Origin of the sequence: Mycolicibacterium arenosum, assembly GCF_024320865.1 — a bacterium.
Classification (GTDB): Bacteria; Actinomycetota; Actinomycetes; order Mycobacteriales; family Mycobacteriaceae; genus Mycobacterium; species Mycobacterium arenosum.
Map to the genome: position 1 here is coordinate 601,852 of NZ_JANDBD010000001.1, position 26,869 is coordinate 628,720.

Genomic DNA, 26,869 nt, shown 5'->3' on the forward strand with positions numbered 1-26,869 from the left:
CCACCACCACCATTAGGAAGGACACCACCATGACCCGTCGCAAGCCCCCGCTGACCCTGGCCACCATCACCCCGCGCGAACGGCACCACCTCGAAACGTGCGTTCACGAAGCGGCCCACGCGGTCCTTGGTGTCACCTTCGGTGGCCAGCTGCGCAGCGCGGCGGTGTCCAACAGCCGCGTGTGGGGTGTCGAAGGTCTCGCGTCGTTCGCCGACACGCCCCACGGGCGTGACCCCGAGATCGCTTATGCGGGGCCGTGGGCACAGGCCAAGTTCCGCGCCGGTGGCCGCGACAACCGCCCGACTCAGCGGCAGGTGTTGGCGATTCTCAACCGTGGCGGCGGGTACAAGGACGACCGGATGCTGATCGCTTCCGGCGGCACGCATCTGGGGCACTTCGTCACCCCGCTCATCGAGCGGACATGGCCCGCTGTGATGCGTGTGGCGCGGCGGCTCTACGACACCGGGGAGGCGACCCACGCCGACGTGTGCGCCGCGCTTGGCATCACCGACGGCGGTGGGCCGACCAGTGCGCAACTGGCCGGGCTGCGGTCCGGTATGCACCGCGTGCCCGCCTGACATCGCCGCGCCGCCGCGCTCCGATTGGCCTCGGACGATTGCGGCGGAACAGTCCGCCACAACCGCACGGGTAGGCACCTCACCATCGACACAGAGGAGACACCGTGACCAGCCCCACCGCCACCCCGTCCGCAGACCGACGGTTCCACGACTTCTGGCTGCCCGACTACTGCCCGCAGTGCAACCCGGCGGGTCACAACGCCGACCGCTGCGTGCGCTTGGCCACCGAGACCGAGCCCGATGCCGTTACGTGGCGCGGCGGCAACGGGGTCGTGTGCGAGTACGTGTGTGATCGCTGCGGGCACCAATGGCGTCGGGCCGACCTGTGGACCGCCGCGTGCGCCGGTTTCAAACCCAACCGACGGAAGGCCGCATGACCACGACGACCGACCGCCTGCGCGACCCCATCGCGTCGATGACCGCCGCCCGCGCGCTGCGGGCGGCGCGTGGCCGAGCGGTGCCCGACACCCCGGCAGAACTGGCCCGGCGGCTGGACCCGAAGTTCGTTGTCACTCCGACCATTCGACTGTTGTCCGACCTCGCCGTGCGGTCGGTGACAGCCTCCGACCAGCGCGACATCGTGACCACCCCGCCGCGCACCGGCAAGTCGCGGCTGCTGGCCATCTGGACGGTGGTGTCGGCGCTGATGCGCGACCCCGACCTACAGGTGGTGCTCGTCAGCTACTCCGACGAGTTGGCGCAGGCGCACAGCCGTGAGGCGCGGCAACTCATCAACGAGCACGCCGACTACCTCGGCATCCGACTGGCCCAGGACAAGACGGCGGTGGGCCGGTGGCGCGTGGAGGGCCGTGCGGGCGGGCTGCTGGCCACCGGCATCAACTCCGGCGTGACCGGGTTCGGTGCCGACCTGCTCATCGTGGACGACCCGGTGAAGGACGCCGCCGAGGCCGACAGCGCGGCGCACCGCCGCCGCGTGATAACCGAGTACCGCTCCACCCTGGCCACCCGTGTCCATCCCGGCGGGTCGGTGCTGCTCGTGATGACGCGGTGGCACGAACGCGACCTCGCCGGTGAACTGCTCGACGCCGAGCCGGACGTGTGGACCCACACCAACGTGCCCGCCGTCGCCGATACTGGCGTCCCCGACGCGCTGGGCCGCGCGCCCGGTGTGGCCATGACATCCGCACTCGGTTTCACTGCAGAGCACTTCGCCGCCGCCCGCCGGACTTCCGGTGAGCGGGCATGGTTTTCGCTCTACGAGGGTGTGCCGTCGGCACCCGAGGGCGGTCTGGTCAAACGGGGGTGGCTGGACACTTGGCGGCTCCCCACGGCCCCGCTCGGCCCCGTCAAGACAGTGGTGGGCGTGGACCCCTCCGACTCGGGTTCCGGCGATGCTTGCGGCATCGTCGCGGCGTCGATGACAGCCGAGGGGGTGGTGGCCGTCATCGCCGACATGTCCGCGCCGATGACGAGCGACCAGTGGGCCAGAGCGGCTGTCGATCTGGCCGTGGACGTGGGTGCGTCCGAGATCGCGGTGGAGGGTTTCGCCGCCCGCGAGACGTACCAGCGGGTGGCCAAGGACGCACTGCGCCGCGCCAGGCTGCCCCGACCAATCAAGGTGACGACGTGGCCACCGAAGGGCAGCGGGCGCGGTGGCGGCGACGCGGTGGCCCGGTCGGCGGCGCTGCTACAGGGACTCGAAACAGGCACCGCCCGAATCGCGGGGCATTTACCGGGTTTGGAGGGCGCGGCGATCACGTGGCAGGCCGGGCAGCACCAGCCGGACAGCTTCGCCGCGCTCGTCGTCGCCCACGACGTGCTGGTGCACTCCATCGGGCAGCAGATCTACATCGTGTCTCCGCTTGATGTCGAGCGCCGCGCCCGCGCGGGCCAGGTGCCGCCGCCACCCGCGTGGATGCGCCGCCGGATCACCTGAGGGCGAGGGCGCAGGCCGATGCCTCTGCCAACGGCCAGCCTTACCGGCTGGCCGCCTTGTCTAGAAAGCCGCGTTTGACCTCTTCGTGCGAAAGCCCGGTTAGCGAGATGTCGAGAATCGAGGTGAGTGTCCGGAAGTGTGGTGAGTCTCTGACCTGGTTTATAGTCTCGGCTTTGACTGTCCCCCGCTTCCGATCGCACTCGATGCATAGAACACCGAATGCTTCACCGTGAACGTCACGCCTGAGCTTCGTGGCCGTCATCACGACAGTGTGCAACTTCAACGCTTCAGCTTCTGATCTGGAGAAGCCGTAGGACTCCACCTGAGTGTCAATCCAGTCCTGCCGGTCGGCGGGGAACGTAACGTTCGTTTTGTCGTCGGCGGCGCGCCAGACTTTCCCAATGAAGCCTTGCGTGTCGGGGTACGAGGTGCGTCCCACTGCCGCGTAGTCCTCATTCGGTGAGACTCGCCCTACGAGGTAGAACTTGTCGTCACTATGCCGGTACACCGAAAGCCGGGTATCGCCCTTGTAGATCTCGATGTCGTTCGCCAAGTCTCGCAATAGGACGTTGACGACATTAATTAGGTTCGTCGTCCGGTTGTCTATCTGTTGATTACACTGCGTGACCTCGCGTCTCAGCTTCTCGTTGTCGGTGTCGAGTTTCAATAGGGTCGGGCGGTGGTGACGGCGGTTGTGGAAGATTGCGCTACCCGCGAGCAGAAGCCCGAACACAACGAGCGCGAGAACAACCTTTCCGTTCCATTTGTAAGACGGCCCGATGCTTGCAACGCAAAAAGTGACCGCGCTTGCGGCAGTCAGGGCATCAGCAAGGTATTCATCGACACACAGACGGACGGTCTTGCGAACACGCTCGGGTATCCGTGGGACTAAGTACCTGCGGACCAGCAGCCATAGTCCAACGATTAGCAGCGAGCCGGCGGCCGCAGTGACGAATTCCAAGTGCAGCAACCACAGTCCAACGATCAGAAGTACGACGACGGCCGCAGTCGCAAACACCAAGTGCATCGGCGTACGTCAGGCGAGGGTGAGTTCCCGTTGTCGTTCTCGGACTTCACCTTGCCCAAAGTGACCACGGAGAATCTGCTTGATGGCCTCGACGGCTCTCTCGGCGTCCGCATCAGCCTGTTCGGCGTCGCCGCTCGTCATCGCGAACTTGATGATGAAGCTGTCGTCGTCCCCGCCTTCCACGCGAACGTCTGACACCCCATACTCGGCGGCGTTGAAGGTTTGCAGAGCATCGCGAACCTCACGAATCGCGGACTCAAGGACCTGCTCCTTGACCCCGAAATACGCATTCGACCGAATCCCCACGCGGCGAACCTCCTTCGGCTGTGGTGCCTGTTGCCGTTATGCAGCACGTTACCCGCTACAGCGATACAACGGCTGGATTGATGGTACGTATTGCGACCGACACCAAAATGTTGCTAGCTCGAGCTGAGCGTTGCGGCCAACACGGGCTGAGTGCGTTTCGTCGGCAATCGGAGGCTCAGGACCGGCGCAATCCGACTGACTTCGGCGGCGAGATTGCACGTAAATTGCACGCGCTGGTCAGAAATATCGTCTGACCTGGTGCCCCCGGCAGGATTCGAACCTGCGGCCTTCTGCTCCGGAGACGGATTCAACCTGGTTTCGGCGGTCCAGCGGCGGTTGTCTACGTCAGCGGTTGCGCACAGTTTTGTGCCGCTGAACTGCGATTTCAGTTTCCTGTAGTCCGCCGGGGTGCGCGGTCGTTCGCTGACGAGTTCTGGTTGAGTTGTGTCACCCTCGTGTCACTCTCACCCGGACATGCACTTGGCGGAGCGAAGCAACGACCGGAATGCAGATGTCGGCGCGGAATCCCTGCCGTATGGTCGTGGCCAGGTGTTGGCGTCGTGCGTCGGCGCCACCGATCAGGTTCGCCGACACGTTAGAGTAACCATCGGTGCGCCTGACCCGCCCCGTGTAGTGCATTCCGCTGCGACGTTTGAGGGTCGGGCGCAAATCGTTCATTTGAACAAGGGGTTAGGGATTTGAATCCCTTCCTCCTGGCGCGGTGATGAGTCGAGTCACGGGGTTACATCTGAGTCGCGTGGCGAATTCGTCGAGGAGGCGTTGTGCGTCGGCGATGGTGGTGGGGTGGGGGCGTGCTTTGAGCCAGCGTTTGAGGGTTTGATGGAAGCGTTCGATTTGCCCTGGGTTTGGGGGCGGCCGGGGTTGCCGTTCTTCTGGGTGATGCCGAGGTTGGCCATGAGGTGTTCGAAGTCGTTGTGGCCGTTGGTGAATCGGGATGTGTAGACGGTTCCGGTGTCGGTCAGTGATGGTCGAACTCTACTGCCGTGTCTGACCCTGCACACTGCGGATCTAACAGTAGGTCGGCCCGTGTGGCGCTGCTGGTGGAATGCTTGATCTTGTCGCCGCCACGGTCGTGGTGGACGGTCAACTCAGAGTTGCTCGACGTGCCCGAATACGAACCTCAGGGTCGTTGACCAATGTCCCGGAACGCCGCACCCGGCGTGTACCACCGTGCCAAAGATGCGATCGAGTCATAGCGCTAGTCGAGCAAACCGCCGCCCAGGCACACTGCGCTAACCACCTGGCGTCAATCCAGGTGTGTTCACAGCGACGGATTCGCCTTTGCATGTTCGAGTGCGAGAGGATCCTCACCGATAATCGCCAATCTCCGAGAGATTGCCGGACTTGAGAGGAGTAGGGCGCGCACGGGTTGAACCATCAGGGCACACATCGAGAGAAGAGTGAATGACAACACAAACGACATTTGTCGCCCTCTCATGTTGGTCGCCTGCTGGTGAACAGGTCGACTGGCGCGGCCACATGCGGTACCTCGACCGTATTGCCCTTCTGCAGAGACAGCTACGTCGCGGGCCGCCAAAGTCATGGAGATTTTTGTGCTCCGAACACAATCCGAGCGATAGAGTCGACCGGTGACGGACTCGGCCCAACCGCATCAGGCGTTGACCGACCACATTGCCCAAGTACTCGGTGGACTGGGTGAGAAGCTGCGTGACCTCCCCACGTCGATTTTCGGGCTTCTGAGCGCTGAAGTCACCGAGTTAAGCGGCGACGGACAACTCGAGGATCTGCTGAACGAGACGGTGTCGGCAAACGTCGAGACATGGTTCACCGCACTTCGCCACGACATCCCGATCGACATGGTCGAACCTCCTGCTGCCGCGCTTGAGCACGCTCGACGGATGGCTCAGCGCGCTGTTCCTGCCAATTTCTTGCTCCGCGCCTATCGACTCGGACATCAACAGGGCCTGCGATTCGTCATCGGAGAGATCAGGAGGTCGGGGCTGCCGGCCGACACGAAACTCGACCTCTATGAACACATCACTCGGGTGTCGTTCGGCTACATCGATTGGGTTTCCGAGCAGGTGCTCAGCACCTATCAGGATGAATACGCAGTTTGGGAGGAGGATCGCCGAAGCGCTCGAACGCAAATCGTGCGGGATGTACTCGGTGGCGCAACAGTCGACGTTGCGGCGGTGTCCGAAGCGATCCGTTATCCGCTAGGCGCACTGCATGTCGCCGTCGTGTTCTGGTGGGATGACCCGCAGGGGGGCGACAGGACGCAAACTGATACCGCGAGGGCCATATTGCGGCGCGCCGCTGACGCCGTTGGCGCCTACTCCACTCTGTACATCTCGGTCGATAGCGTGCTGTCGTGGGCGTGGATTGCTGTGGCCGACCAGCAGTCGGCGGTGCGTATTCGCTGGTCGATGGAGTCGCATCAGAGCGCAGTCCGGGTGGCTGCTGGCGCACCGCTGACCGGCACCGATGGATTTCGACGATCGCACTCTCAAGCGAAAGGAGCCCGAGATCTCGCTATCGCCACCAAGAACACGGACGCTCAATTCATCTCCGCGACCGACGCTGGCGTTGCGCTCTGCTCACTGTTGCTCACCGATTTCGAGGCGATGAGAGCATTTGTCAGCGACACTCTCGGCCCGCTCGCCAATCGCTCGGTAGCCGACCGTCGGCTGCGAGAAACCACGGCCGCTTTCCTACGCCTGGGATCGAGCTTCAAGGCCGCGGCCGAGGAATTGCACCTTCACGCGAACACCGTAAGGTATCGTATTGAACGAGCAATTGAACGGCGCGGTAGCAACTTTCGCGATGACCGTCTCGACGTCGAAGTCGCCCTCCTTCTGTGTGAGCTCATTGGAAGCCCCGTGTTGCGTAGCGATACCAGCGGGCCAGCCGACATCGAGTGAAGCGCCGACCTCAGTTGGGGCCGTGATCTAAGTTGTGTGGGGAACCGCTAGTGGTGTTCCTTGTTTGGCGTTGACGTGTGCCTGCTCACCTATCAAAGGTTTGCCCTTTGGACCGACTCGGGAGGGGTGACCGGGCGGAGGCAGGAGTGCAACTACCGCCAGGCGAATGGGGAGCCTGTGCTCGGATCGCCGCAAGTTTGATGTAGGCGGTTAGCGCAGTAGGGCTTTCGCCAACTACGACACAACTCTTGACGCCCCTACGCACGGGCGGGACCTCCCCATCCCCTCCGTGGGCCAAATTCACAAGAACTTGATCCGATCGACTATTGGGACCCACGCCGCCGATGGAGGTTGATTGTTAAGGGGCATTCCTCGATGACGGGATCGAGTGATTGATCGCAGTTGTCGCGTTCGAAGCGCACGACGGCAAAGCATGGGGCGCCGCTGAACAGCGCATAGTCGTTGGTGCCGGTGGCCACGACCAACGTTCGTGTCGCGGTCGTCGAACGGTGGTGCCGAAGCTCGCAGCGCGATCCTCCCCACGGGCCCAGATGGCTGCGCGGCCTACTCACGGTGGACTCGGGTTGCGTGACTACATCCGCGGCAGGGTGCAGAAACGCCACCCATTAAGCGCTACCGTGTGAACACCTAATAACCTTCGGAATGCCCTGCCAACTACGAGAGGAGCCCTGGGGTCGAGCACCTCGATCCCATCCCTTCATCGAATATCTGTCTCTCCGGCCCCATGGCCGTGAACACACATTAGAAAGAGAGCTGACATGCCGATAGGCCCTGGTGTGATCGGAAAAACGATGCCCGATACGGTCTTGACGATCGAGGCTGGCAGGCTGCAGTTTTTCGCAAAGGCTACCGGGCAAACCGACCCCGTTTACCTAGACCGTGAAGCCGCCGAGGCCGCTGGGCACCCCGATCTCCCGGTCCCGCCGACGTTTCTCGCTGCGATCGAACTCGCACAGCCGGACCCTTTTGCCTTCCTTGCCGACCTCGGGGTGGATCTGCGTAGCGTCCTCCACGGAGAACAGGCGTTCACGTACTACTCCACGGCGTATGCCGGCGATACGTTAGTCGCGAAGACTCGCATCGCCGACGTGTACACCAAGAAGGGCGGCGCTTTGGAGTTCATCGTCAAAGTCACCGAGATATCCAAGGATGACGGAACCGCAGTCGCTGAGATGACCAACGTCGTCGTCATCCGCAACCTGCCAGGCTCGAAATGACCTCATCGAAGCGGGAAAATGAGATGACCTTTACAGACACCATCACGGTCGGCACGGCCCTGCAGTCACTGGTCTTGCCTCCGATCTCACGCACTACGCTGGCTCTGTTCGCCGGCGCGTCTGGTGACCACAACCCGATACACATCGATATCGACGTGGCCAAGTCTGCGGGGCTCGACGATGTTTTCGCGCACGGCATGTTGTCGATGGCCTACCTGGGTCGTTTGTTGACAAACTGGGTGCCCCAGGAGCGGATCCGCTCGTTCCGCGTGCGGTTCGCGGCGATAACCCCTGTACACGGCAACATCACTTGCACCGGCCGCGTGACTTCGGTCGATGGGGGCAACGCAACACTTGAACTAAAGACGGCATTGGACGACGGAACGGTCACCCTCGTCGGCGATGCGGTCGTGGCTACCGGTTGACTCGAACGTGTCATCAGGATCGCACGGTCGGTTCGCGGCACTGGGTTGCCGATCGATCACCTAGTGTCGGAAGGTCCGCGGAGTTCGTTCGACCTTGGCCGTAGCATTCTGCGGCAGTTCGTCCTGACCACTGCCACGTGGCGCTCTCGTTGTCGGCGATGTGCTGACGACGGAACCCGTTGACCCGCGCGGCGCGATTTCGGCGGCACCGTCGGTGGCGGGTCGTCCGAACGTCAGAGGAATTTAATGCAAGTTAATCGCAACGTCAGAAGAATTTAGTGCAAGTTAATCTCATTCTGAGCGGTACGCATTCTTGATTCGGCTGGCGAGCACATCTTAGGTTGCGGCTTCGATGCGAGTCGCGGGGCTACGTCGTGCCGTGGCAACAGCAGCCCTGGCGTTCGAGTACCGGAGCGCACACCGCCAGTCAGCGATCCCTTCGCCGTACGGACATCCGAACAAGCACTTACGGGCCCGTCAATCGGCGCCATCAGTCGCGGCGCTGTGCATGTGCCTTCAACGCAGACGGGCTGAATATCGCCCGTTGGAATCACGCACGGGTGTACCAATCGCGACCGGCCTTCTCTTCGGATTGGCTTTCGATTCTGGCTTGTGAGGACGCTCCGCCGGCGTGGCCGCCAACGCGAGAGCAGCGACCGCAATGTTCATCGCCGGAATGCCGAAGCAGCGTCAATTGCTCTGCGAGACATGTTGATTAAGTTCGCAAGGATCGGGTCGGGGTGGAGCTGTGCAAGACCCCGAGGTTGGTCGCCGAAATTGTCGGTTAGGTCAAATTGCCTGCGGTGCAGGAAAACCGACATCGGCTTGTGGAGTTCCAGTTTTTAGTCTAGGTTCAGTTCGGTCGTGAGCCACGTCACTACGACGACACCTGCGGTTACACCGAAAATTTCACGAAAGGCGAACCGTTGAGCCTGTTCGAAGTCAATGTGGGCGTGTCCCCACCGGGCCTACGGTCGGCCATAGCGGCAGCTGACGCGGAGTTCCCAAGTTGCTCATTCGGTCCGGCCCGAACGCAGGTCGGTTAGTGGCGTCCTTCGGCCTTGCCGCAAAGCCCCTTCGCGGTTTCGGCGGATTCATCGCGATGTCGCTCGACACATTCGCGTGCATGTTCCAGCGTCCGTTCGCGTGGCGTGAGTACCTGCTTCAAACGTGGTTCGTAGCACGTGTCTCGTTGATCCCGACATTGATGCTGTCTATCCCGCTCACAGTGCTCACGGTGTTCACCTTCAACGTACTGCTGGTCGAGTTCGGAGCCGCCGACTTCTCAGGCACAGGCGCCTCTCTGGGAACCGTGAATCAGACGGGGCCGATCGTGACTGTGCTCGTGGTTGCCGGCGCAGGTGCCACCGCGATGTGCGCCGACCTCGGTGCGCGCACCATCCGCGAAGAACTCGACGCCTTGCGGGTGATGGGGATCAATCCGATTCAAACGCTGGTCGTGCCGCGCGTCCTGGCGGCCACTACGGTTGCGCTACTTCTGTCCTCTCTGGTCATCCTTGTGGGATTAGCTGGTGGATTCGTTTTCTCGGTCTACTTCCAGCATGTGACGCCGGGGGCGTTCGTCGCGGGGATGACGCTGATAACCGGCGTCGGTGACGTCGTCGTCTCACTGGTCAAGGCGACCTTGTTCGGCCTGACCGCCGGCTTGATCGCGTGCTATATGGGCACTTCGGTGGGTGGAGGCCCTGCGGGCGTCGGAAACGCCGTGAACGAGACGGTGGTGTTCTCCTTCATCGCCCTGTTCGTCATCAACGTGATTATCACCGCAGTCGGCTTCCAGGTGACGCTATGACCACGAAATCAACTCTGCAAAAACGCCTTCCGCGATTTTCGCGTCAGCTCAGGAGCCTGGGTGACAGTGCCGAGCAGCTCGGTGGCCAGGCCGAGTTCATCGCTACGACGATGGCCTCCATAGGGTTTGCTCTCACGCGTTACAAGAGCGAGACCATCCGCCTCGTCGCGGCGATGAGTCTGGGAACGGGGGCGCTCGTCATGATCGGCGGCACGACTGCGATCGTCGGGTTCCTAACGCTGTCGACTGGCGCGCTCGTCGCGGTACAGGGATACAACCAGTTCGCCGATGTGGGCGTAGAGGCACTCATCGGCTTCGCGTCGGCGTTTTTCAACGTTCGTTTGATCGCGCCCCTGACTGCGGCTGTCGCCATGGCGGCAACGATCGGCGCGGGGGCGACGGCACAGATTGGAGCGATGCGCATCAACGAAGAGATCGACGCGTTGGAGGTGATGGGGATCCGATCGGTGGCGTACCTGGCCTCCTCGCGAGTCGCTGCAGCGGTTGTGGTGGTGGTTCCGCTCTATTGCGTCGCTGTCATGGCGTCCTTCCTGGCGGCGCGATTCGGAACGACGTTCTTCTACGGGCAGTCAACCGGTGTCTACGATCACTACTTCTACACGTTCCTGTCGACGTCGGATCTGCTGTGGTCCTTCGCCTTGGCGCTCGTCATGGCCGTCGTCATCATGACCGTCCACACCTATTACGGCTACAACGCGTCGGGCGGCCCTTCCGGAGTCGGCGAAGCTGTCGGTCGTGCCGTGCGCACCTCGATGATCTGTGCCGCAGCGGTGGTTCTGTTCACGTCACTGGCGATCTACGGCCAGACCGGCAACTTCAATCTGGCGGGATGACTTCGATGACCCAGAAGGACACCGGGCGTAGGCGCAAACTCGTTTGGGCAGTGGCGCTTGTGGCGGCGGTGGTGCTGTTCGTGTATGCGACAATGGGTTTCTTCACACAGACCTTCACCAGCTATTCGCGCGTTACGCTCACCTCCGACCGGTCCGGCTTGGTCATGGAACCCGGTGCCCGAGTGAAATTGCGCGGCGTTCAAGTTGGCGAGGTCGGCTCCGTCAACAGCGGTCGGGATTCCGTCAGTCTGACACTGAACCTGTTTCCCGATCAGCTCCAGTACATACCAGCCAATATCGAGGCGCGGATTCGTGCCACCACGGTGTTCGGTGCTAAGTACGTCGATCTGTCGTATCCCCGCGATCCCAGCCCGCAGCGCCTCGCGGCGGGGGCAGTACTGAAGTCGGAGAATGTCAGCACTGAGGTCAACACTGTGTTCGAGAACCTGGTCGGACTGCTCGACAAAATAGATCCGGCGAAGCTGAACGCCATTCTTTCCGCACTGGCGGAGGGTGTCCGCGGACAAGGAGAACGCATCGGCGAGGCGACCACAGCGCTCAATGAGGTTCTGCAGCAGTTGAATCCACGGGCGGAAGTCATTCGGGACGACTGGCGTGCCCTGAAGGGATTCTCCGACACGTACGGCGCGGCAGCTCAGAACATTCTGAGCACACTTGATGCCGCAAGTATCACGAGCGCGACGCTGACGAATCAGGCAGACCAGCTAGACGCCCTGCTGCTGGGCGTCACCGGATTCTCGAACAGTGGAATCTCGTTGCTGGGACCGAACAAGGACGACTTCATTCGCGGAATCAACGATCTTGAGCCGACCACCGCGCTGCTCGCCAAATACAACCCTTCGTACCTGTGCCTGCTGCTCGGTACAAAGACGGTGTTGGAAAGTTACGACTTCCCAGCGATCACTGGCGGACGCAACGGGAAGTCCCTGATCGTCGACGCGGCACTGCTGTTCGGAGATGACCAGTACCGGTATCCCGACAATCTCCCCATCACCGGGGCGAAGGGTGGACCTGGCGGTCAACCGGGCTGTGGATCGCTGCCCGATGTCGCGAAGAACTTCCCGGTGCGCGCTCTCGTGACGAACACCGGTTGGGGCACCGGAATCGACTATCGCCCCAATCTCGGTATCGGGCGACCTTTCTACATGGATCTGTTGCCCACCACCCGTGGGTACCCCCAGCCGCCGGTCCTGCGAGGACAAGACCGGGGGGCAGCACCGGGACCCATCCCCTACCCCGGAGCGCCGCCATACGGCGCGCCGATGTACGCGCCCGACGGCACACCGCTGTATCCGGGCATCCCCCCTGCGCCCGGCCCCATGGAGCCGCGCGAACCTGGTCCGCCACCTCCTGGGACTGAGCCGTTCGTTGTTCCCAATCCCGCTGAGACACAACCGTTCCCGCCGGCAACACTGCCGCCGGTGCCGGCCGCGCCATCGCCGTGACGTGCCGGTCGATGATTGACCCCGGATGGAGAGGACACCGTGAGAGATAACCTGTCAGGCGCCGTGGTGCGACTGATCGTGTTCGTCGTGGTCTGTCTGCTGGGGACGTTCGCGCTTCTGGCGATCTATGCGCAGCTTCGCTTCGAGAAGGGCAGTACGTATAGAGCGCTGTTCAGTAACGTCAGTGGTCTGGAGGTGGGCAACTTCGTCCGCGTCGCAGGCGTTGAAGTGGGGAAGGTAACGGGCATCTCCGTGACCGGCGATAACACCGCCGCCGTCGAGTTCAACGCGAGCGACACGGTGATCCTGACCGAAGGCAGTGGAGCCGCGATCCGCTACGACAACTTGATCGGCGGCCGGTATCTGGAACTCCTCGAAGGGGCGGGCGGGACTCGGAAACTGAATCCGGGGAGCACCATCGCACTCGACCGGACAACGCCGGCGTTGGATCTGGACGCGTTGATCGGCGGCTTCCGACCGCTGTTTCGGGCCTTGGATCCCGACCAGGTGAACAAGCTGTCGGGCCAACTGATCGACGCGTTCCAGGGTCAAGGAGGCTCCATCGGGTCATTTCTGACGCAGACTGCGGCGTTGACGAACACATTGGCTGACCGTGACCAACTCATCGGCGAGGTGGTCGTCAACCTCAACACGGTGCTCGGCTCATTGGCGGGTCAGGGCGACCAGTTCGCGAAGGCGGTGGAATCGCTGTCATCGCTCGTGGCCGGGTTGAACGGCCGCAAGGAGGACCTCAGCAACGGGTTGGCATACGCGAACGCGGCCGCCGGATCGATCAGTGATCTCCTCGATGCGGCGCGTCCGGCGTTCAAGGAGACGGTGACGCAAACCGACCGTGTCGCGACCACCGTTCTGAACGACAAGGACTACTTCGACGACTACCTCAACACGCTGCCGGATGCCTATCGGATGCTCGGTCGTCAAGCATTGAACGGCGACTACTTCAGTTTCTACATCTGCGACTTGGTCTTGAAGATGAACGGGAAGGGTGGCCAGCCGGTGTACGTCAAACTGGCCGGGCAGGACACGGGAAGGTGCACACCGAAATGAAACCCTTCTCCGAACGCAATCCGGTGACGCTCGGGCTCGTCGGCGCGGTCGTCATAGCAGCGATTGTCATCGCTGCACTCCAGTTCAAGAGCCTTCCGTTCTTCTCTAGCGGTCGCACCTACTCGGCCTTCTTCGCGGACGCGGGCGGGCTGAAGACCGGTGCCGCGGTGCAGGTCGCGGGCTTCCAGGTCGGCGAGGTACGCAGTATCACACTTCGCGACTCGCACGCGCTGGTCACGTTCGACGTGTCCGACGACATCAGAGTGGGAGACCGCTCGGAAGCGGCGATCAAGACCAAAGCGCTGCTAGGCAGTAAGACACTTGAAGTCACGCCCCGCGGTGACGGAGAACAGCACGACATCATTCCACTGGAGCGCACGACCTCGCCGTACCAACTCCCGGATGCTCTGGGAGATCTTTCGGCGACCATCAGCGGCCTGAATACCGACCAGCTCTCCAGCTCGTTAACGGTCCTGTCACAGACATTCGCCGACACGCCACCACAGATTCAGGAAGCAGTTCAGGGCGTAGCGCGGTTCTCGCAGACGCTCGCCGAACGAGACGCGGACTTGCGGTCGCTGTTGAGTAATGCGAATAAGGCGACGGGAATCCTCGCGGAGCGCAGTGACCAGATCGTCAGTCTGGTGCACGACACCAACGCCCTGTTGGCCGAACTCGAGAGTCAGAGCAGCGCGCTGGATCAACTGTCCAACAACTTCGTCGCACTAGCGCAGCAGCTGAGGGGATTGATCGCGGACAACCGTGAGACGCTCAAGCCCGCCCTGGACAGGTTGAACGGCGTCCTCGCGATCATCGACAATCGCAAGGCCAAGATCCAGGAGGCGTTCCGGGGCCTGCGCGACTATGCGACCGCCCTCGGTGAGGCAGTGTCCGCGGGGCCGTTCTTCAAGGCGTATCTGTCGAACCTTCTGCCCGGCCAGTTCGTGCAGCCGTTTATCGACGCCGCGTTCTCCGATTTGGGACTCGATCCGAACGTACTCCTGCCCTCTCAGCGCGTCGATCCTGAAACAGGGCAAACTGCCACCCCGCCACTGCCGGTCCCCTACCCGCGCACCGGTCAAGGTGGCGATCCGAATCTCAATCTCCCCGATGCGATCACCGGTAATGCCGGCGATCAGGGATGCGGACCGCCGGGGGTGCCGCTGCCGGGTCCGACGGGCTGCTACCCGTACCGCGAACCGGAGCCGGCACCGCCGCCTGGCAGTGCACCACCTGGACCGCCGGCGATCGTTCCCGACGCGCCTCAGCCGAGTCCCGTTTACGTCCCAGCACCGGGCGAACCGCCGGCTGGTCCCGCGCCGGGACCCGCACCGACCGAAGGGGGGCAGGGCCAGTGAGTATTCGCAACGGACGCATCGGCGTGGCCGTCGTTCTCGCGCTCGTCCTGATCGCCGGAATCGCCGTCGTTGTCCTGCGCCAATCCGGGGTCGGTCGGACCCACCTCGTCGCGTACTTCAACAACAGCAACGGCATCTTCGTTGGAGACGAAGTGCGTATTGTCGGCGTGCCGGTGGGCGGAATCGATGAGATCCAGCCGGAGCCGACACGAGTCAAGATCAGTTTCTGGGTCGACGATCAGTACAAGATCCCCGCCGACGCGAAGGCCGTGATCCTTTCTCCGACGCTGGTCACCTCGCGTGCGATCCAGCTCACGCCGGCCTACACCACGGGACCCGTGATGGCTGACAATACCGTCATCGGGCAGGACAGAACTGCCGTCCCAGTGGAGTTCGATGACTTCCGTGAGCAACTGCAGAAACTCAACGAAGCGCTGCAGCCGACCCAGCCGGGTGGAGTGAGCCCACTCGGAGCCTTTGTCAACACGACCGCGGACAACTTGCGCGGGCAGGGCGCGAACATTCGGGACGCCATAATCAAACTGTCTCAAGCAGTTTCGGCGTTGGGGGACCACAGTGGGGACCTGTTCTCCACACTGAAGAACCTGTCAATCCTCGTCTCGGCGCTGCGGGATTCCTCCGACGTGCTGTCACAGTTGAATCGCAACCTCGCCAGCGTCACGAACTTGGTCGCCAACGATCCCAACGAAGTCGGGAATGCCGTGCGCGAGCTGGCCGGTCTCGCGGGAGAGTTGACGGGTTTCGTCCACGACAACCGCGAATCATTAGGCGTCACCGCAGATAAACTGGCCTCGGTCTCGCAAGCACTGAATGACAGCATCCCGGATATCAAAGAGGCCCTGCACGTCGTTCCGAACACGTTGCAGAACTTCATCAACATCTACCAGCCGGCACAGGGCACATTGACGGGCGCCCTATCGGTGAACAACTTTCAGAACCCGATCACCTTCCTTTGCGGTGCGATTCAGGCCGCGTCAAGGATGAACGCCGAACAGTCGGCGAAGCTGTGTGTGCAGTATCTGGCACCGATCATCAAGAACCGCCAGTACAACTTCCTACCAATCGGTCTCAACCCGATCGTCGGTGCCACCGCGCGCCCGAACGAGCTCACTTTCAGCGAGGACTGGATGCGCCCGGATTACGTGCCGCCACAGCCACCACCGGCGTCGAGCCCGCCGCCACCTCCCGCCGCACCCGGCGCGCCGCTGCCCGCGGAAGCTCCGCTGTCGGCTGCACCAACCAACCCGGGGGACGGCCTTGCGGGACTCATGGTTCCAGCCGGAGGGGGAGGGTAGTGGCGATGCATACTTCGCCCTGCCGGTCTCGCATCGCGATCGTGCTGATTTCGGTTCTCGCGGTGTCGGGTTGCGGCTGGAGAGGCCTGAACACCCTGCCGTTGCCTGGTACTGCGGGCGGCGGCCCAGGTGCCTACACGATTCAGGCGCAGCTGCCCAATGTCACCAATCTGCAACCCAACTCGCGTGTCCGAGTCGGCGACGTCCTAGTGGGTAACGTTACGAAGGTCGAGATGCAGGGCTGGCACGCACTTCTCACGATCTCCCTCGATGAAGACGTCGACCTGCCCGCCAACGCCACGGTGAAACTCGGGCAGACGAGCCTGTTCGGCTCTCTCCACGTCGAGCTGGCACCCCCGCTCGATCAGCGTCCGGAGGGTAGGCTCCATGAGGGGTCGTTGATTCCCCTGTCGTCCGCTAGTACATATCCGAGCACTGAGCAGACTCTGGCGGCGATCTCCACGGTGCTGAACGGCGGCGGGGTTGCGCAGGTTCAGGACATCACCGAAGCTCTGAGCACTGCTTTCGACGGCCGCGCGGACGACTTGCGGAGCCTCATCGGGCAGCTCGATCAATACGTCGGTCAACTGAACGACCAGAAAGACGACATAATCGCCGCCGCCGACAGCCTGAACAAACTCGTCGGTCAGTTCGCTGCACAGAAGCCGGTCGTCGACAAGGCTTTGAAGACCATTCCGGACGCCCTCGCGGTGCTGAGCGATCAGCGAGACGCGATTAGTGAAGCCATCGACAAGCTCGGTAAATTCTCCGCTCTCACAGCAGACTCGGTGAACCAAACGAAGTCTGCCCTGGTCAAGGAGCTTGAGGACCTCGCGCCGACACTGCGTGCGCTAGCCGACGCCGGTCCCGCCTTGACGCAGTCACTCGACCTTTTGACAACCTACCCCTTCCCCAAGAGCACGATGGGGAAGTGGATTCGCGGCGACTACGCCAACCTCACCGCAGTGATCGATCTGACGCTCAGCCGAATCGACTCGTCGTTCTTCACAGGCACCAGATTCGAGGGAGACCTGACCGAACTGGAACTCCAGTGGGGTCGTACCATCGGCCAGCTGCCCAGTCCGTACACCGCAGCGAATCCGCTGGTGGTGCCCTACCATCTCAATCAAGGGCCCTAGCGATGCATCTATCGAGGCGTGTAGTCATCCAGATAACGATCTTCGTGGTCGGCACTTTGGTCGCCGCGTCCATCATGGTGTTCCACTACATGGGACTGCCGAACTACCTGTTCGGAGTCGGCCACTACCGAGTGACGCTCAAGCTCCCCAACGCCGCTGGGCTTTACGCCAACGGCAACGTGACCTATCGGGGGACCGAAGTCGGCCGGGTGGAGCGACTTGACCTAACCGACACCGGTGTTAACGCGGTGCTGTCGATGAGGTCCGGCGTCGACATCCCGGCGGACCTGGACGCAGAGGTGCACAGCCAGTCCGCTGTCGGTGAGCAGTTCGTCGCGTTGCTACCCCGCAGTGCTAACGGACCGGCCCTGAAGAACGGCGACGTTATCCCCATTGATCGCGCCTCTGTTCCACCCGACATCAACTCGCTTCTAGAAGCGACCAATCGAGGAATCCAGGCGATTCCCCATGACAGTCTCAAAACCGCGATCGATGAGGCGTATACCGCGGTGGGTGGACTCGGTCCAGAGTTGTCCCGTCTCGTCAAGGGCACGACGGCTCTCTCGATCGACGCGCAACGCAATCTGGACGCTCTGACTACCCTCGCTGATGAGTCTCAACCGCTCCTGAACTCGCAGACCAGCACCTCGGACTCCATTCAAGCCTGGGCTGCGCATCTCGCCACCGTTACCGATGAACTGAAAGGGCAGGACGCCGCTGTTTCGACTGTACTGTCCGCTGGACCGGCCGCCGCCGACGAAACTCGTGCGCTGTTCGACCGATTGCAGCCCTCGCTTCCCGTTCTGCTCGCCAACCTGGTGAGTCTCGATCAAGTCGGGCTCGTGTACAACGACAACCTCGAGCAGATCCTCGCACTCATTCCCCAAGGCATCTCCATCCTGCAGGGTGCCGGCTTAGCGAACCGCGACACCAAGCAGGCGTACAGCGGTGGATACCTCAGCTTCAATCTGAACTTGAACCTGCCGCCGGCGTGCACGACGGGCTTCCTGCCGCCGCAGCAGCAGCGGGCACCCACCGATGTCGATTTCCCCGATCGGCCGTACAACCTGTACTGCCGAGTGCCGCAGGACTCGCCGTTCAACGTCCGCGGGGCGCGCAACATCCCCTGCGAGAGCAGACCGGGCAAGCGGGCGCCGACGGCGGCGATGTGTGAGAGCGACGAGAACTACGTCCCGCTGAACGACGGGTACGCCTGGAAGGGCGATGCGAATGCGACGTATTCAGGACAGCCAATCCCGCAGCCACCCACGGGCGCACCAGGTTCGGCCCCGCCCACGCAGGCGGCGCCACCGCCCCTCGCCGTCGCTGACTACGACCCGGCCACTGGCACCTACATCGGACCGGACGGCAAGACCTACACCCAAGCCAATCTCGCTCGCGACGCCGGTGAGCAACAGACGTGGCAGGACCTGCTACTACCCCCGAAGGGCCCGTGATCAACCGTGGTTACTCGAACCGAGGAAGAACGTTCAGACTGCGACTCGTCGGATGACGACGTCGAGGACGAATCCGAGAACATGGACGACGGTGGGGTTGACGAAGAAGTCGGTGACGGCGAGATAGGCGATTCAAGCGGAGTCCGGCGGATGTTCCGCACCGCAGCCCTGGTCGGCTTGGTCCTTCTGCTGGCCATGGCCGGCCTGGTGGGCTGGCTCGGTTACCTGGGGTACCAGGATCACCGAACGTCGGCGAGTCGCGCGTTGTTCGTCCAAGTCGCGCGACAGGGCGCTGTCGACCTGACCACGATCGACTGGAACCGCGCGGACGCGGACGTCGAGCGCATCCTGTCCGCTGCGACGGGGACGTTCCACGACGACTTCGCTCAGCGCTCCCAACCGTTCGTGGACGTGATCAAGCAGACGAAATCCACGACCACCGGCACCGTCACCGCAGCCGGCCTGGAGTCCTCCTCAGAGACCGAAGCTCAGGTGATGGTGGCTGTCAGTGTGCAAACAACGAGCGCGGCCGTTCCTCAGCAGGGTCCCAGAGCATGGCGGATGCGGATCGGCGTTCAGAAAGTGGGAGACGACGTGAAGGTGTCTAACGTGGAGTTCGTTCCGTGACCGAGTCGAACGCCTCCTCGATGACTCTCGCGCAAGAAGACGGAGAAAGCCTGCCTGAACAGGGCGAATCATCTCCAGATAACGAAACGGACGACGGGGCGCGGCACGCGACCGAGGAATCCGGGAGCGTGCCCGCCACCGCCGAGTCGGCATCGCCCAGCAGCGGTACAGGACGCCGGAGATCATTACGCGGTGTCATGACGTTCGGTGTTCTTCCCGCACTCATCATCGTGCTGGCCGCCGCCGCCGGTTACCTCTCGTATGTCGACAGCTCTGCTCGCGCTTCGCGGGCAAGCGCCATCTCCTCGGTTCAGGCAGCGACGGATGGCACGATTGCGCTGCTCTCGTACACCCCCGACACGGCGGAGGCAAAGCTGACCGCTGCTCGAGACCTGCTCACAGGAAGCTTCAGGGATGATTACACGGCCCTGACCAACGATGTCGTCATTCCGGGCGCTATCCAGAAAGGTATCTCGGCCACCGCCAAGGTACCGGCAGCCTCAACCACTTCGGCCAGTGCCGACCATGCTGTAGTCCTTGTGTTCGTCAACCAGACGGTTGTCGTCGGCGGAGGCGCACCGTCGCAGACGGCATCGGCAGTCGAGGTCACGATGGAAAAGTCAGGGGACCGCTGGCTCATCTCAGGTTTCGATCCGAAGTGATGTCGCGATGACCTCGAAAAGATCGGTTGCGTTGGTCGTTGTGACGTCGGCGTTGCTCGGCTGGGTCGTGCCTGCTCCGGCCGCGCACGCCGACAACCGACGTCTTAACAACAGTGTGGCCGCCAACGTCTACACCATCCAGCGTCAGGCTGGCTGCACCACTGACCTGACCGTTAACCCGCAACTTCAGCTGGCGGCGCAATGGCACACGAATGACGTGCTCAACAACCGATCGCTCGACGGCGACCTCGGATCAGACGGCTCCACTGTCGCGATACGGGCTGCGAATGCCGGCTATCAGGGAAACGTCGCTGAGACCGTAGCCATCAACCCCGCGCTCGCGATCAGTGGCATCGAGATTCTGAACCAGTGGTACTACCGATCCGACTACATGGCCATCATGTCCAATTGCGCCTTTACCAACATCGGGGTCTGGTCAGAGAACAGTCTCGACCGAACCGTTGTCGTAGCCGTCTACGGGGAACCAGCCTAAACCAGCCGAGAACGGAGCTTGAAACGTGAGAGCTAGGTGTATTCCGACTGGTCACCGGCGGAGGCATTCGAACGGGACGCGACGCGCTGAAGTAGCCTTATCGATTAGAGCCCTCCGAATCGCCCTCGCGATCATGATGACCAGCTGTCTGTGGTCGGCATATCAGGCCAGAGCCGAACCGCCGGCGATCGAGTACCTCCAGGTGCCCTCTGCGGCGATGGGCCGCGACATCCCGGTGGCGTTTCTCGAAGGGGGCCCCCACGCTGTCTACTTGCTCGACGCCTTCAATGCCGCACCCGACATCAGCAACTGGGTGACGGCAGGCAACGCGTTCACGACCCTTGCTGGAAAGGGCATCTCTGTCGCTGCACCGGCCGGGGGGGCCTACAGCATGTACACGAACTGGGAACAAGACGGAAGTAGGCAGTGGCAGACATTTCTGTGTGACGAGTTGCCCGAGTGGCTCGCCGCCAACAGAGGACTCGCCCGCGGTGGACACGCGATCGTGGGAGCCGCTCAGGGTGGATCAGGCGCAATGGAGGCGGCAACATTTCGGCCCGATCGATTCCGGTACGCAGGTTCGATGTCGGGATACCTGGCCCCCGAAAGAACAGGGGTTGATGGCGCAATCACCGCCGGCCTCCAGCAGTACGGCGGCGTCGACATCAGAAACATGTGGGGGCTTCCGCAATTGGGCCGATGGAAGAATCACTCGCCGAATTCCCACGCACAACTGCTGGCGAGCAACAACACGCGGCTGTGGGTGTTCAGTCCGCAGACGCTTGTGTCTTCGGATCCAGCGGGCATGATCGGCTATCCGGAAATCGCACAGGGGACCAACAGGACTTTCTACGCGCAATACCGAGCGGTCGGCGGCATGAACGGCCACTTCGACTTTCCCGTCACTGGAGACCACGGCTGGCCTAGCTGGGCCCCCGAACTGGCGGCGATGTCGAATGACCTCGCACAGTCGATTAGGTGATCACGTCGGCTGGATGGGAGCGGTGATGCAACGCCTTCGACGCGTGAATTACGTCGTCCGCTAGTTCGCGTCCGAGAGTCCGTGGCGAATGATTGACTGTGCGTTGGCAACGACCGCTTCGAGAGACCCGCGGCGCTCGTCCCACCATTCGACAGACCAGTTCATCGCACCGAGGATCAGCATCTGCGCGATATACAGATCCAACTCGGGGCGCAGACCCCCTTCGCGAGCAAGATCATTGATCAGCCGGCGCCAGGTCTCCCCATAGCGCTCCTCCTCCCGCATCTGGCGCTTTCGGATGCCTGGTGGAACCTGTCCGGCATTGCGAATCGAGGCACGCGAGTAATGAGAGATCTCCAAAGCATGACGGAGGTGCGCCTCGACCGCGACCATTAAGCGATCCAACGCCGCCGTACCGTCTGCCAGATCAGCCAGGGCGCGGTCGACGTTCTCGCGGACGTCCGCGATACCCGCCCACATCACCTCTTCGATCAGGTCGTCGCGCGAACTGTAGTAGTAATAAATCGCCGGCGCTTGAACCTCGGCCTCTGCCGCAACATCCGTCAAGCGAAGACCGGCGTAGCCCTTCTTGCTCAGCAAGTACGCAGCGGCGTCGAGGATTCTCGCGCGAGTCAGTGCGGATTTCTGAGCGGGTTCGGCGTTCGCAGCGCCGGTAACAGCTTGACGCACCGTAAGAGGTTTTCGCTTGCCCACAAAGTAACCCTATGTCGAAGTCACCGCGCGCGATGCGCATCGTCAACAGCGACTTCCTCGTCATCGGCGAAGACGCCTCACCCGCAACGCGCGTCGCTGGTCGCCCAGTTCGCGCCTCGTTCATGCAACCGGCCGCAGTGACGAGTTCAGAGCTCGGAGTTGTGCCCGGAAGAAACAATCGCAAATTCGACCGGGGCCGTCATTTTGACGCACAATTCAATTTTGCAGTGCTTGCGGGACTGCGACGAGCAACATTAGGCCGATTTCTCACATCTTTCGACTTGTGCGACCGCTTTTCGTTCGTTTAGTCTATGTTCAATTATCCACGTTCAATTATCCACGTCATCGGTACAGTGCGCGTACCGCAGACGCCTGGGGCGGAGGTTACGGAAGGTGCCACACAGGATTGACCATCCTCATGTTGGACCCGTTTCTGCAGCCGTAATCGGGCGACGCTGTGGATCTTTACTACGCGGCATCGCCGTCGGTCTTGGGGCACTGATCGTCGTGTCGGTGATTACTGCCGGTGGAGCCTCTGCTCAACGCGAAGACCCCTGCGACTTGGCGGTCACTTTCATCTGTCGGTTGATCCCGATGGCACCGGATCTTGATGAGGATCTCGATCTCACACAGAACCCGCCGCCAGTGGAACCAGCACGCCCTTCAGACCTGGGACCAACGCAAGCCAATGGCTGTGTGGAGGCCTGTCCATGATTCCCGAAGACGCCGCGGTTGTTCCGCCCTACACGCCAGAGAGAGGGGTGGGACGTGGGTATCGGTGTACAGGTTGAGGGATTGACGAAGTCCTTCGGTTCCCAGCGAATCTGGGAGGACGTCACCTTCGAGATCCCTGCCGGTGAGGTCAGCGTGCTGCTGGGCCCGTCGGGTACCGGTAAGTCGGTGTTCCTCAAGTCGCTGATCGGGCTGCTGCGTCCTGAGCGCGGCAAGATCCTCGTCGACGGCACCGATATCATCCAGTGCTCCGCGAAGGAGCTCTACGAGATCCGCACGCTGTTCGGCGTGATGTTCCAGGACGGCGCCCTGTTCGGGTCGATGAACCTCTACGACAACACGGCGTTCCCGCTTCGTGAGCACACGAAGAAGAAGGAATCCGAGATCCGTCAGATCGTGATGGAGAAGCTCGACCTGGTCGGTCTGAGCGGCGACGAGATGAAGTTCCCCGGTGAGATCTCCGGCGGTATGCGCAAGCGCGCCGGGCTGGCCCGTTCGCTGGTGCTGGATCCGCAGATCATCCTGGTCGACGAGCCGGACTCCGGCCTGGACCCGGTCCGTACGGCCTATCTGTCGCAGTTGTTGATCGACATCAACGCGCAGATCGACGCCACGATCCTGATCGTGACGCACAACATCAACATCGTCCGCACCGTGCCCGACAACATGGGCATGTTGTTCCGTAAGCACCTGGTGATGTTCGGCCCCCGCGAGGTGCTGCTGACCTCAGATGAGCCGGTGGTCAAGCAGTTCCTCAACGGTCGTCGTCTCGGCCCGATCGGTATGTCGGAGGAGAAGGACGAGTCGACGATGGCCGAGGAGCAGGCGCTGGCCGACGCCGGCCATCACGATGGTGGTCTCGAGGAGATCGAGGGCGTGCCGCCGCAGATTCAGGCCACACCGGGTATGCCGTATCGTCAGGCCGTCGATCGCCGCCGGGCCCGTGTTCGCGAGATCATGCACACCCTGCCGCCCGCCGCGCAGGAAGCCATCCACCACGAGTTGGCCGGTGAGGCGCGGCATCGTGCGAGGGAAGAGGCCGCAACAGTACCGGCGTTGGGGCTTCAAGTATGACCGCGGTGCGACCGCTTCAAAAGGAGTTCGAACGACTCGCGGCGGAATTGCTCGCGGGACGCTATCCACCGGCGCCGGCGCGGGGACCTCAACCTTCAATTACGAGGGAAGCGATCTGTCAGTACGCGATAGAGTTCGTAGACCGTGACGGTCTTGAAGCGCTAACAGTTCGGCGACTCGCCGCTGACCTCGAGATCTCTACTCGTACGTTGTACAAGCGGATCGGCAGCCGTGCGAACCTGGTCGCTGAGCTCATCGAGATGCATACGGGGCGCATCCAGTTCGAGTTCCATCCCTGCGGTACCTGGGAGGACATGATCTGGGATTGGTGTCAGCAGTTGCATCGGTCGCTAGCTTCCCGACCTCACCTCACCCTGATGGCCCAAGGTCGGGTGCCCGCCGTGATGAGGTCGTCGGTCCAAGCACTGATTGCAGCCGTCGTGCGGGACGGGGTGCCGGTTGAAGTAGCTGGAGAGTGCTGCTGGTCTCTGGCTGACCTCACAATCAACGACGCAGTGGAGCTGGCGCGAGAGATGACCGGCGGCGAGTCGGTCACAACGAATGGTTCCGTTCAGCTCTCGAAGCGCACGTCCGACGCGATCAAATGGGTGCTGCGCGGGGTTGGCGCAGCGATTGAGTCGCCCGACCGCTAGCCCGTTCGAACTCCGTGGCGTCGTGGCAAGACGCGACACCCGTTGCTCGGCAATTCCGAAACGCATTAACGCACACCGTACTCGAAACTGCACGCCTCCGCCGGACCCTTGCCCGCCGTCTTGGACGAGGCTCCGACGAGGGCCTGCCGCTCACCGCGGTGGTTTGATCGCCGATCTGGGAGTCGTTTGCTCACGAATTTCGGAGTCGCTGGCGTGCAGTAGTAGGCGAATGTGCTTACGGATTCGGGTCGTCTGGTCACCTCGGCGCTGACATGGTCCGACCCGTACATGACAGCGGTCGCCGCCGCTCCCGCACGCACGGCGACCGGCGTGACCTACCAACGGAAGCGCTACGCGGCCCGCTGCGGCGGTCGATGTCGCTTCGAAGGCAACGACGTTTGGTTTTCACGTTGTACCGAGAAATCGCGCGACGATCAGCCGTAACATCGGGATGGGGTCACCGTCACCGTCTCCCGCGTGCAGGTACACCGCATCGACGATTCGCCGAATCCAGGTGGCAGCCACGTCGATGTCGAGGTTGTGATCGGCTTGCCCGACCCGTACTGCTTGTCCGACTAACTTCGCAAGCCCTTCCTGCACGACTGCCTCATTCGCGGCGACGATCTCCATTAGTTGCGTATCGTTACCGACTCGCCGGAGCAGCTCGACCAGCAGTCGCGGCGCCAACTCGTCACGCGCAGGTGCGGCAAGAACGGTGACCACATCGAGTATTGATGCGGCCGGATTATCAGTCTCGGCGTGGGCTTGGAACAGGCGCCGCGACGCCGCGATGTCGTCTTCGAAGATCGCTCGAAAAATTGCCGACTTGTCCGGGAAATAATAGAAAAGGCTTCCAGTGCTGATGCTGGCCGCTTGGGCGATCTGCGCTGTCGAAGTCTCCGCGAACCCATACCGTGCAAAGAGCTCGGCGGCCGCTGTCGTCACGGCTTCGCGCCGGGCGCGATGTTGCTCAGTGTTCACCGTTCTCGCCACAGGGCAATCATAAACTGACTAGTCGAAGTATTGCTGTATGCTGGGCGCCGTGTCCCGATTGCAGCGGCTGGCACCCGTCGTCGGCCTCTTCGTGCTCGCCCCCTTCGTCGGCGAGTTCCTTCTGGGAAACTTGACGCTCGCCCAGTTTCCGATCGGCACACTCCTCGCGCCGCTGTATGGCGGCGGCGCCGTGCTGGTACGGGAGATCGCCCGTCGGCGCGGAGGAGGCTGGCCGATGATGGCGTTGCTGGCGTGTGCCTATGCGCTCATTGAGGAAGGCACGTTGGACCAACTGCTGTGGAACCCCGCCTACGCCGGTGTCGACAGCTTCCACACTTCGACCTATGTGCCGATGCTCGGTACGAGCGTGGAACTCGTCCAGACCGTCGTCGCCCTGCACGCGGTGTGGAGCATCTGCATCCCGATCGCGTTGGTTGAGACCTTCGTTCCCGGCCGCCGCACCACGCCGTGGCTCGGTGTGACCGGGTTACTCACCGTGTCGATTGTTTTCGTTCTTGGTGCTGCATTCGTGTTCTGGGGTAATTACGCGGAATACCGGTTCCTCGCCCCCGCACACCAGCAGGTCCTCATCGGCACCGCCGTGGTCGGCCTCGTCGTCGCCGCGTTCTCAGTACGCTCACGCACTCCGACGGGGGACGGCGGCCGAGCGCCGTCGCCGTGGATCCTCGGCACCGCAGCCCTGGTGACGACCAGTGCCTACTGGATGGCGTCGGGTCTCAGCACCGCCGGTTGGGGCGAATGGATCGGCGTTGCACTGTGGAGCCTGATCGTCGCGGTTATCGTGCCGATGGTTCTGCGTTGGTCGCGATCACCCGACTGGGGTTCTCGCCATCGCTTCTCGCTGGCCGCTGGAGCCACCCTCACCTACGTGTGGCTGGCGTTTCCCGTCGTGCCGGCAGGTGGTGGTTCCGTTGTCGTCGACCTCATGAGCAACGCGGTCTTCGGTGCCGCCGCGGTCGTCGTGCTGTTACTAGCGAGCCGCGCCGCGGCCCGGTCGGATCGTGCCCTGATGGCAGAACAGCGATGACGACCGCCCGACCCATCTGGAGGTGCGAGCTGTGAACGATCCAAAC

Annotated in this window: 25 protein-coding genes; 21 read left to right on the plus strand and 4 right to left on the minus strand. The window is 62.5% G+C overall.

Annotated features, from left to right (window positions below; translation table 11 throughout):
• Positions 1-29: 29 nt before the first annotated feature.
• The 3 genes from NM203_RS03000 to NM203_RS03010 all read left to right on the plus strand — a co-directional run bounded on the left by NM203_RS03000 (position 30) and on the right by NM203_RS03010 (position 2,475).
• Positions 30-578, plus strand: a complete 549-nt coding sequence (locus tag NM203_RS03000) for a hypothetical protein (RefSeq protein WP_255058117.1) — start codon at positions 30-32, stop codon at positions 576-578.
• A gap of 104 nt (positions 579-682) precedes the next feature.
• Entirely contained in the window at positions 683-955 is a 273-nt protein-coding gene (locus NM203_RS03005; protein WP_255058118.1) for a hypothetical protein, read from the plus strand.
• Positions 952-2,475, plus strand: a complete 1,524-nt coding sequence (locus NM203_RS03010; protein WP_255058119.1) for a terminase large subunit domain-containing protein — start codon at positions 952-954, stop codon at positions 2,473-2,475. The genes NM203_RS03005 and NM203_RS03010 overlap by 4 nt, the downstream gene beginning before the upstream one ends.
• Before the next feature lie 40 nt (positions 2,476-2,515).
• On the opposite strand, the gene NM203_RS03015 is transcribed toward NM203_RS03010, so the two are convergent.
• Together NM203_RS03015 and NM203_RS03020 are read right to left on the minus strand one after the other, a co-directional pair.
• Positions 2,516-3,502: a hypothetical protein gene (locus NM203_RS03015; protein WP_255058120.1), complete on the minus strand. Its 987-nt coding sequence runs from the start codon at positions 3,500-3,502 to the stop codon at positions 2,516-2,518.
• Positions 3,503-3,511: 9 nt separating this feature from the next.
• The gene (locus NM203_RS03020) at positions 3,512-3,808 is read right to left on the minus strand and encodes a hypothetical protein (protein WP_255058121.1); all 297 of its coding nucleotides are present in this window, start codon (positions 3,806-3,808) and stop codon (positions 3,512-3,514) included.
• Positions 3,809-5,418: 1,610 nt separating this feature from the next.
• Between NM203_RS03020 and NM203_RS03030 the strand changes: the two genes are divergently transcribed.
• From NM203_RS03030 to NM203_RS03100, 15 genes are all read left to right on the plus strand, one after another.
• Positions 5,419-6,711 carry a PucR family transcriptional regulator gene (locus NM203_RS03030; RefSeq protein WP_255058122.1) on the plus strand — a complete coding sequence of 431 codons (1,293 nt, stop codon included), beginning with the start codon at positions 5,419-5,421 and terminating at the stop codon, positions 6,709-6,711.
• 779 nt (positions 6,712-7,490) lie between these two features.
• Positions 7,491-7,949 carry a MaoC family dehydratase N-terminal domain-containing protein gene (locus NM203_RS03035; protein ID WP_408633284.1) on the plus strand — a complete coding sequence of 153 codons (459 nt, stop codon included), beginning with the start codon at positions 7,491-7,493 and terminating at the stop codon, positions 7,947-7,949.
• Positions 7,946-8,374, plus strand: a complete 429-nt coding sequence (locus tag NM203_RS03040) for a MaoC/PaaZ C-terminal domain-containing protein (protein WP_408633285.1) — start codon at positions 7,946-7,948, stop codon at positions 8,372-8,374. The genes NM203_RS03035 and NM203_RS03040 overlap by 4 nt, the downstream gene beginning before the upstream one ends.
• 1,102 nt (positions 8,375-9,476) lie before the next feature.
• A complete protein-coding gene (locus NM203_RS03045; protein ID WP_255058304.1) occupies positions 9,477-10,187 on the plus strand; it encodes an MlaE family ABC transporter permease in 711 nt (236 codons plus the stop codon).
• Positions 10,184-11,041, plus strand: a complete 858-nt coding sequence (locus NM203_RS03050; protein WP_255058124.1) for an ABC transporter permease — start codon at positions 10,184-10,186, stop codon at positions 11,039-11,041. Before NM203_RS03045 ends, NM203_RS03050 begins: the two co-directional genes overlap by 4 nt.
• A gap of 5 nt (positions 11,042-11,046) precedes the next feature.
• On the plus strand, positions 11,047-12,507 hold the full coding sequence (locus NM203_RS03055; protein WP_255058125.1) for an MCE family protein: 1,461 nt from the start codon (positions 11,047-11,049) through the stop codon (positions 12,505-12,507).
• Between the two features lie 39 nt (positions 12,508-12,546).
• Positions 12,547-13,575 (plus strand): MCE family protein, encoded by a 1,029-nt coding sequence (locus NM203_RS03060; protein WP_255058126.1) that lies wholly within the window; start codon positions 12,547-12,549, stop codon positions 13,573-13,575.
• Positions 13,572-14,933, plus strand: coding sequence for an MCE family protein (locus NM203_RS03065; protein WP_255058127.1), 1,362 nt, complete (start codon positions 13,572-13,574; stop codon positions 14,931-14,933). Before NM203_RS03060 ends, NM203_RS03065 begins: the two co-directional genes overlap by 4 nt.
• A complete protein-coding gene (locus NM203_RS03070; protein ID WP_255058128.1) occupies positions 14,930-16,249 on the plus strand; it encodes an MCE family protein in 1,320 nt (439 codons plus the stop codon). The genes NM203_RS03065 and NM203_RS03070 overlap by 4 nt, the downstream gene beginning before the upstream one ends.
• A gap of 5 nt (positions 16,250-16,254) precedes the next feature.
• Positions 16,255-17,388 (plus strand): virulence factor Mce family protein, encoded by a 1,134-nt coding sequence (locus tag NM203_RS03075; RefSeq protein ID WP_255058305.1) that lies wholly within the window; start codon positions 16,255-16,257, stop codon positions 17,386-17,388.
• 2 nt (positions 17,389-17,390) lie between these two features.
• A complete protein-coding gene (locus NM203_RS03080; RefSeq protein ID WP_255058306.1) occupies positions 17,391-18,845 on the plus strand; it encodes an MCE family protein in 1,455 nt (484 codons plus the stop codon).
• A gap of 150 nt (positions 18,846-18,995) precedes the next feature.
• Complete coding sequence (locus tag NM203_RS03085; protein ID WP_308212799.1) at positions 18,996-19,472, plus strand: Rv1363c family protein; 477 nt, start codon at positions 18,996-18,998, stop codon at positions 19,470-19,472.
• The gene (locus NM203_RS03090) at positions 19,469-20,134 is read left to right on the plus strand and encodes an Rv1363c family protein (protein ID WP_255058130.1); all 666 of its coding nucleotides are present in this window, start codon (positions 19,469-19,471) and stop codon (positions 20,132-20,134) included. The genes NM203_RS03085 and NM203_RS03090 overlap by 4 nt, the downstream gene beginning before the upstream one ends.
• A 7-nt stretch (positions 20,135-20,141) precedes the next feature.
• A complete protein-coding gene (locus NM203_RS03095; RefSeq protein WP_255058131.1) occupies positions 20,142-20,627 on the plus strand; it encodes a CAP domain-containing protein in 486 nt (161 codons plus the stop codon).
• A 133-nt stretch (positions 20,628-20,760) separates the two neighbouring features.
• Entirely contained in the window at positions 20,761-21,609 is an 849-nt protein-coding gene (locus NM203_RS03100) for an alpha/beta hydrolase-fold protein (protein WP_255058134.1), read from the plus strand.
• A 60-nt stretch (positions 21,610-21,669) separates the two neighbouring features.
• On the opposite strand, the gene NM203_RS03105 is transcribed toward NM203_RS03100, so the two are convergent.
• Positions 21,670-22,299 carry a TetR/AcrR family transcriptional regulator gene (locus NM203_RS03105; RefSeq protein ID WP_255058308.1) on the minus strand — a complete coding sequence of 210 codons (630 nt, stop codon included), beginning with the start codon at positions 22,297-22,299 and terminating at the stop codon, positions 21,670-21,672.
• A 792-nt stretch (positions 22,300-23,091) separates the two neighbouring features.
• Between NM203_RS03105 and NM203_RS03110 the strand changes: the two genes are divergently transcribed.
• Together NM203_RS03110 and NM203_RS03115 are read left to right on the plus strand one after the other, a co-directional pair.
• Positions 23,092-24,129 carry an ABC transporter ATP-binding protein gene (locus tag NM203_RS03110; protein ID WP_255058135.1) on the plus strand — a complete coding sequence of 346 codons (1,038 nt, stop codon included), beginning with the start codon at positions 23,092-23,094 and terminating at the stop codon, positions 24,127-24,129.
• A 209-nt stretch (positions 24,130-24,338) separates the two neighbouring features.
• The gene (locus NM203_RS03115) at positions 24,339-24,782 is read left to right on the plus strand and encodes a hypothetical protein (protein WP_255058136.1); all 444 of its coding nucleotides are present in this window, start codon (positions 24,339-24,341) and stop codon (positions 24,780-24,782) included.
• 405 nt (positions 24,783-25,187) lie between these two features.
• Here the strand turns inward: NM203_RS03115 and NM203_RS03120 are convergent, their stop codons facing one another.
• Positions 25,188-25,775, minus strand: coding sequence for a TetR/AcrR family transcriptional regulator (locus NM203_RS03120; protein ID WP_255058137.1), 588 nt, complete (start codon positions 25,773-25,775; stop codon positions 25,188-25,190).
• 49 nt (positions 25,776-25,824) lie between these two features.
• Here NM203_RS03120 and NM203_RS03125 point away from each other — a divergent pair, with 49 nt between their 5' ends.
• On the plus strand, positions 25,825-26,823 hold the full coding sequence (locus NM203_RS03125) for an AF_0692 family protein (RefSeq protein WP_255058138.1): 999 nt from the start codon (positions 25,825-25,827) through the stop codon (positions 26,821-26,823).
• The last annotated feature ends 46 nt before the right edge of the window (positions 26,824-26,869 follow it).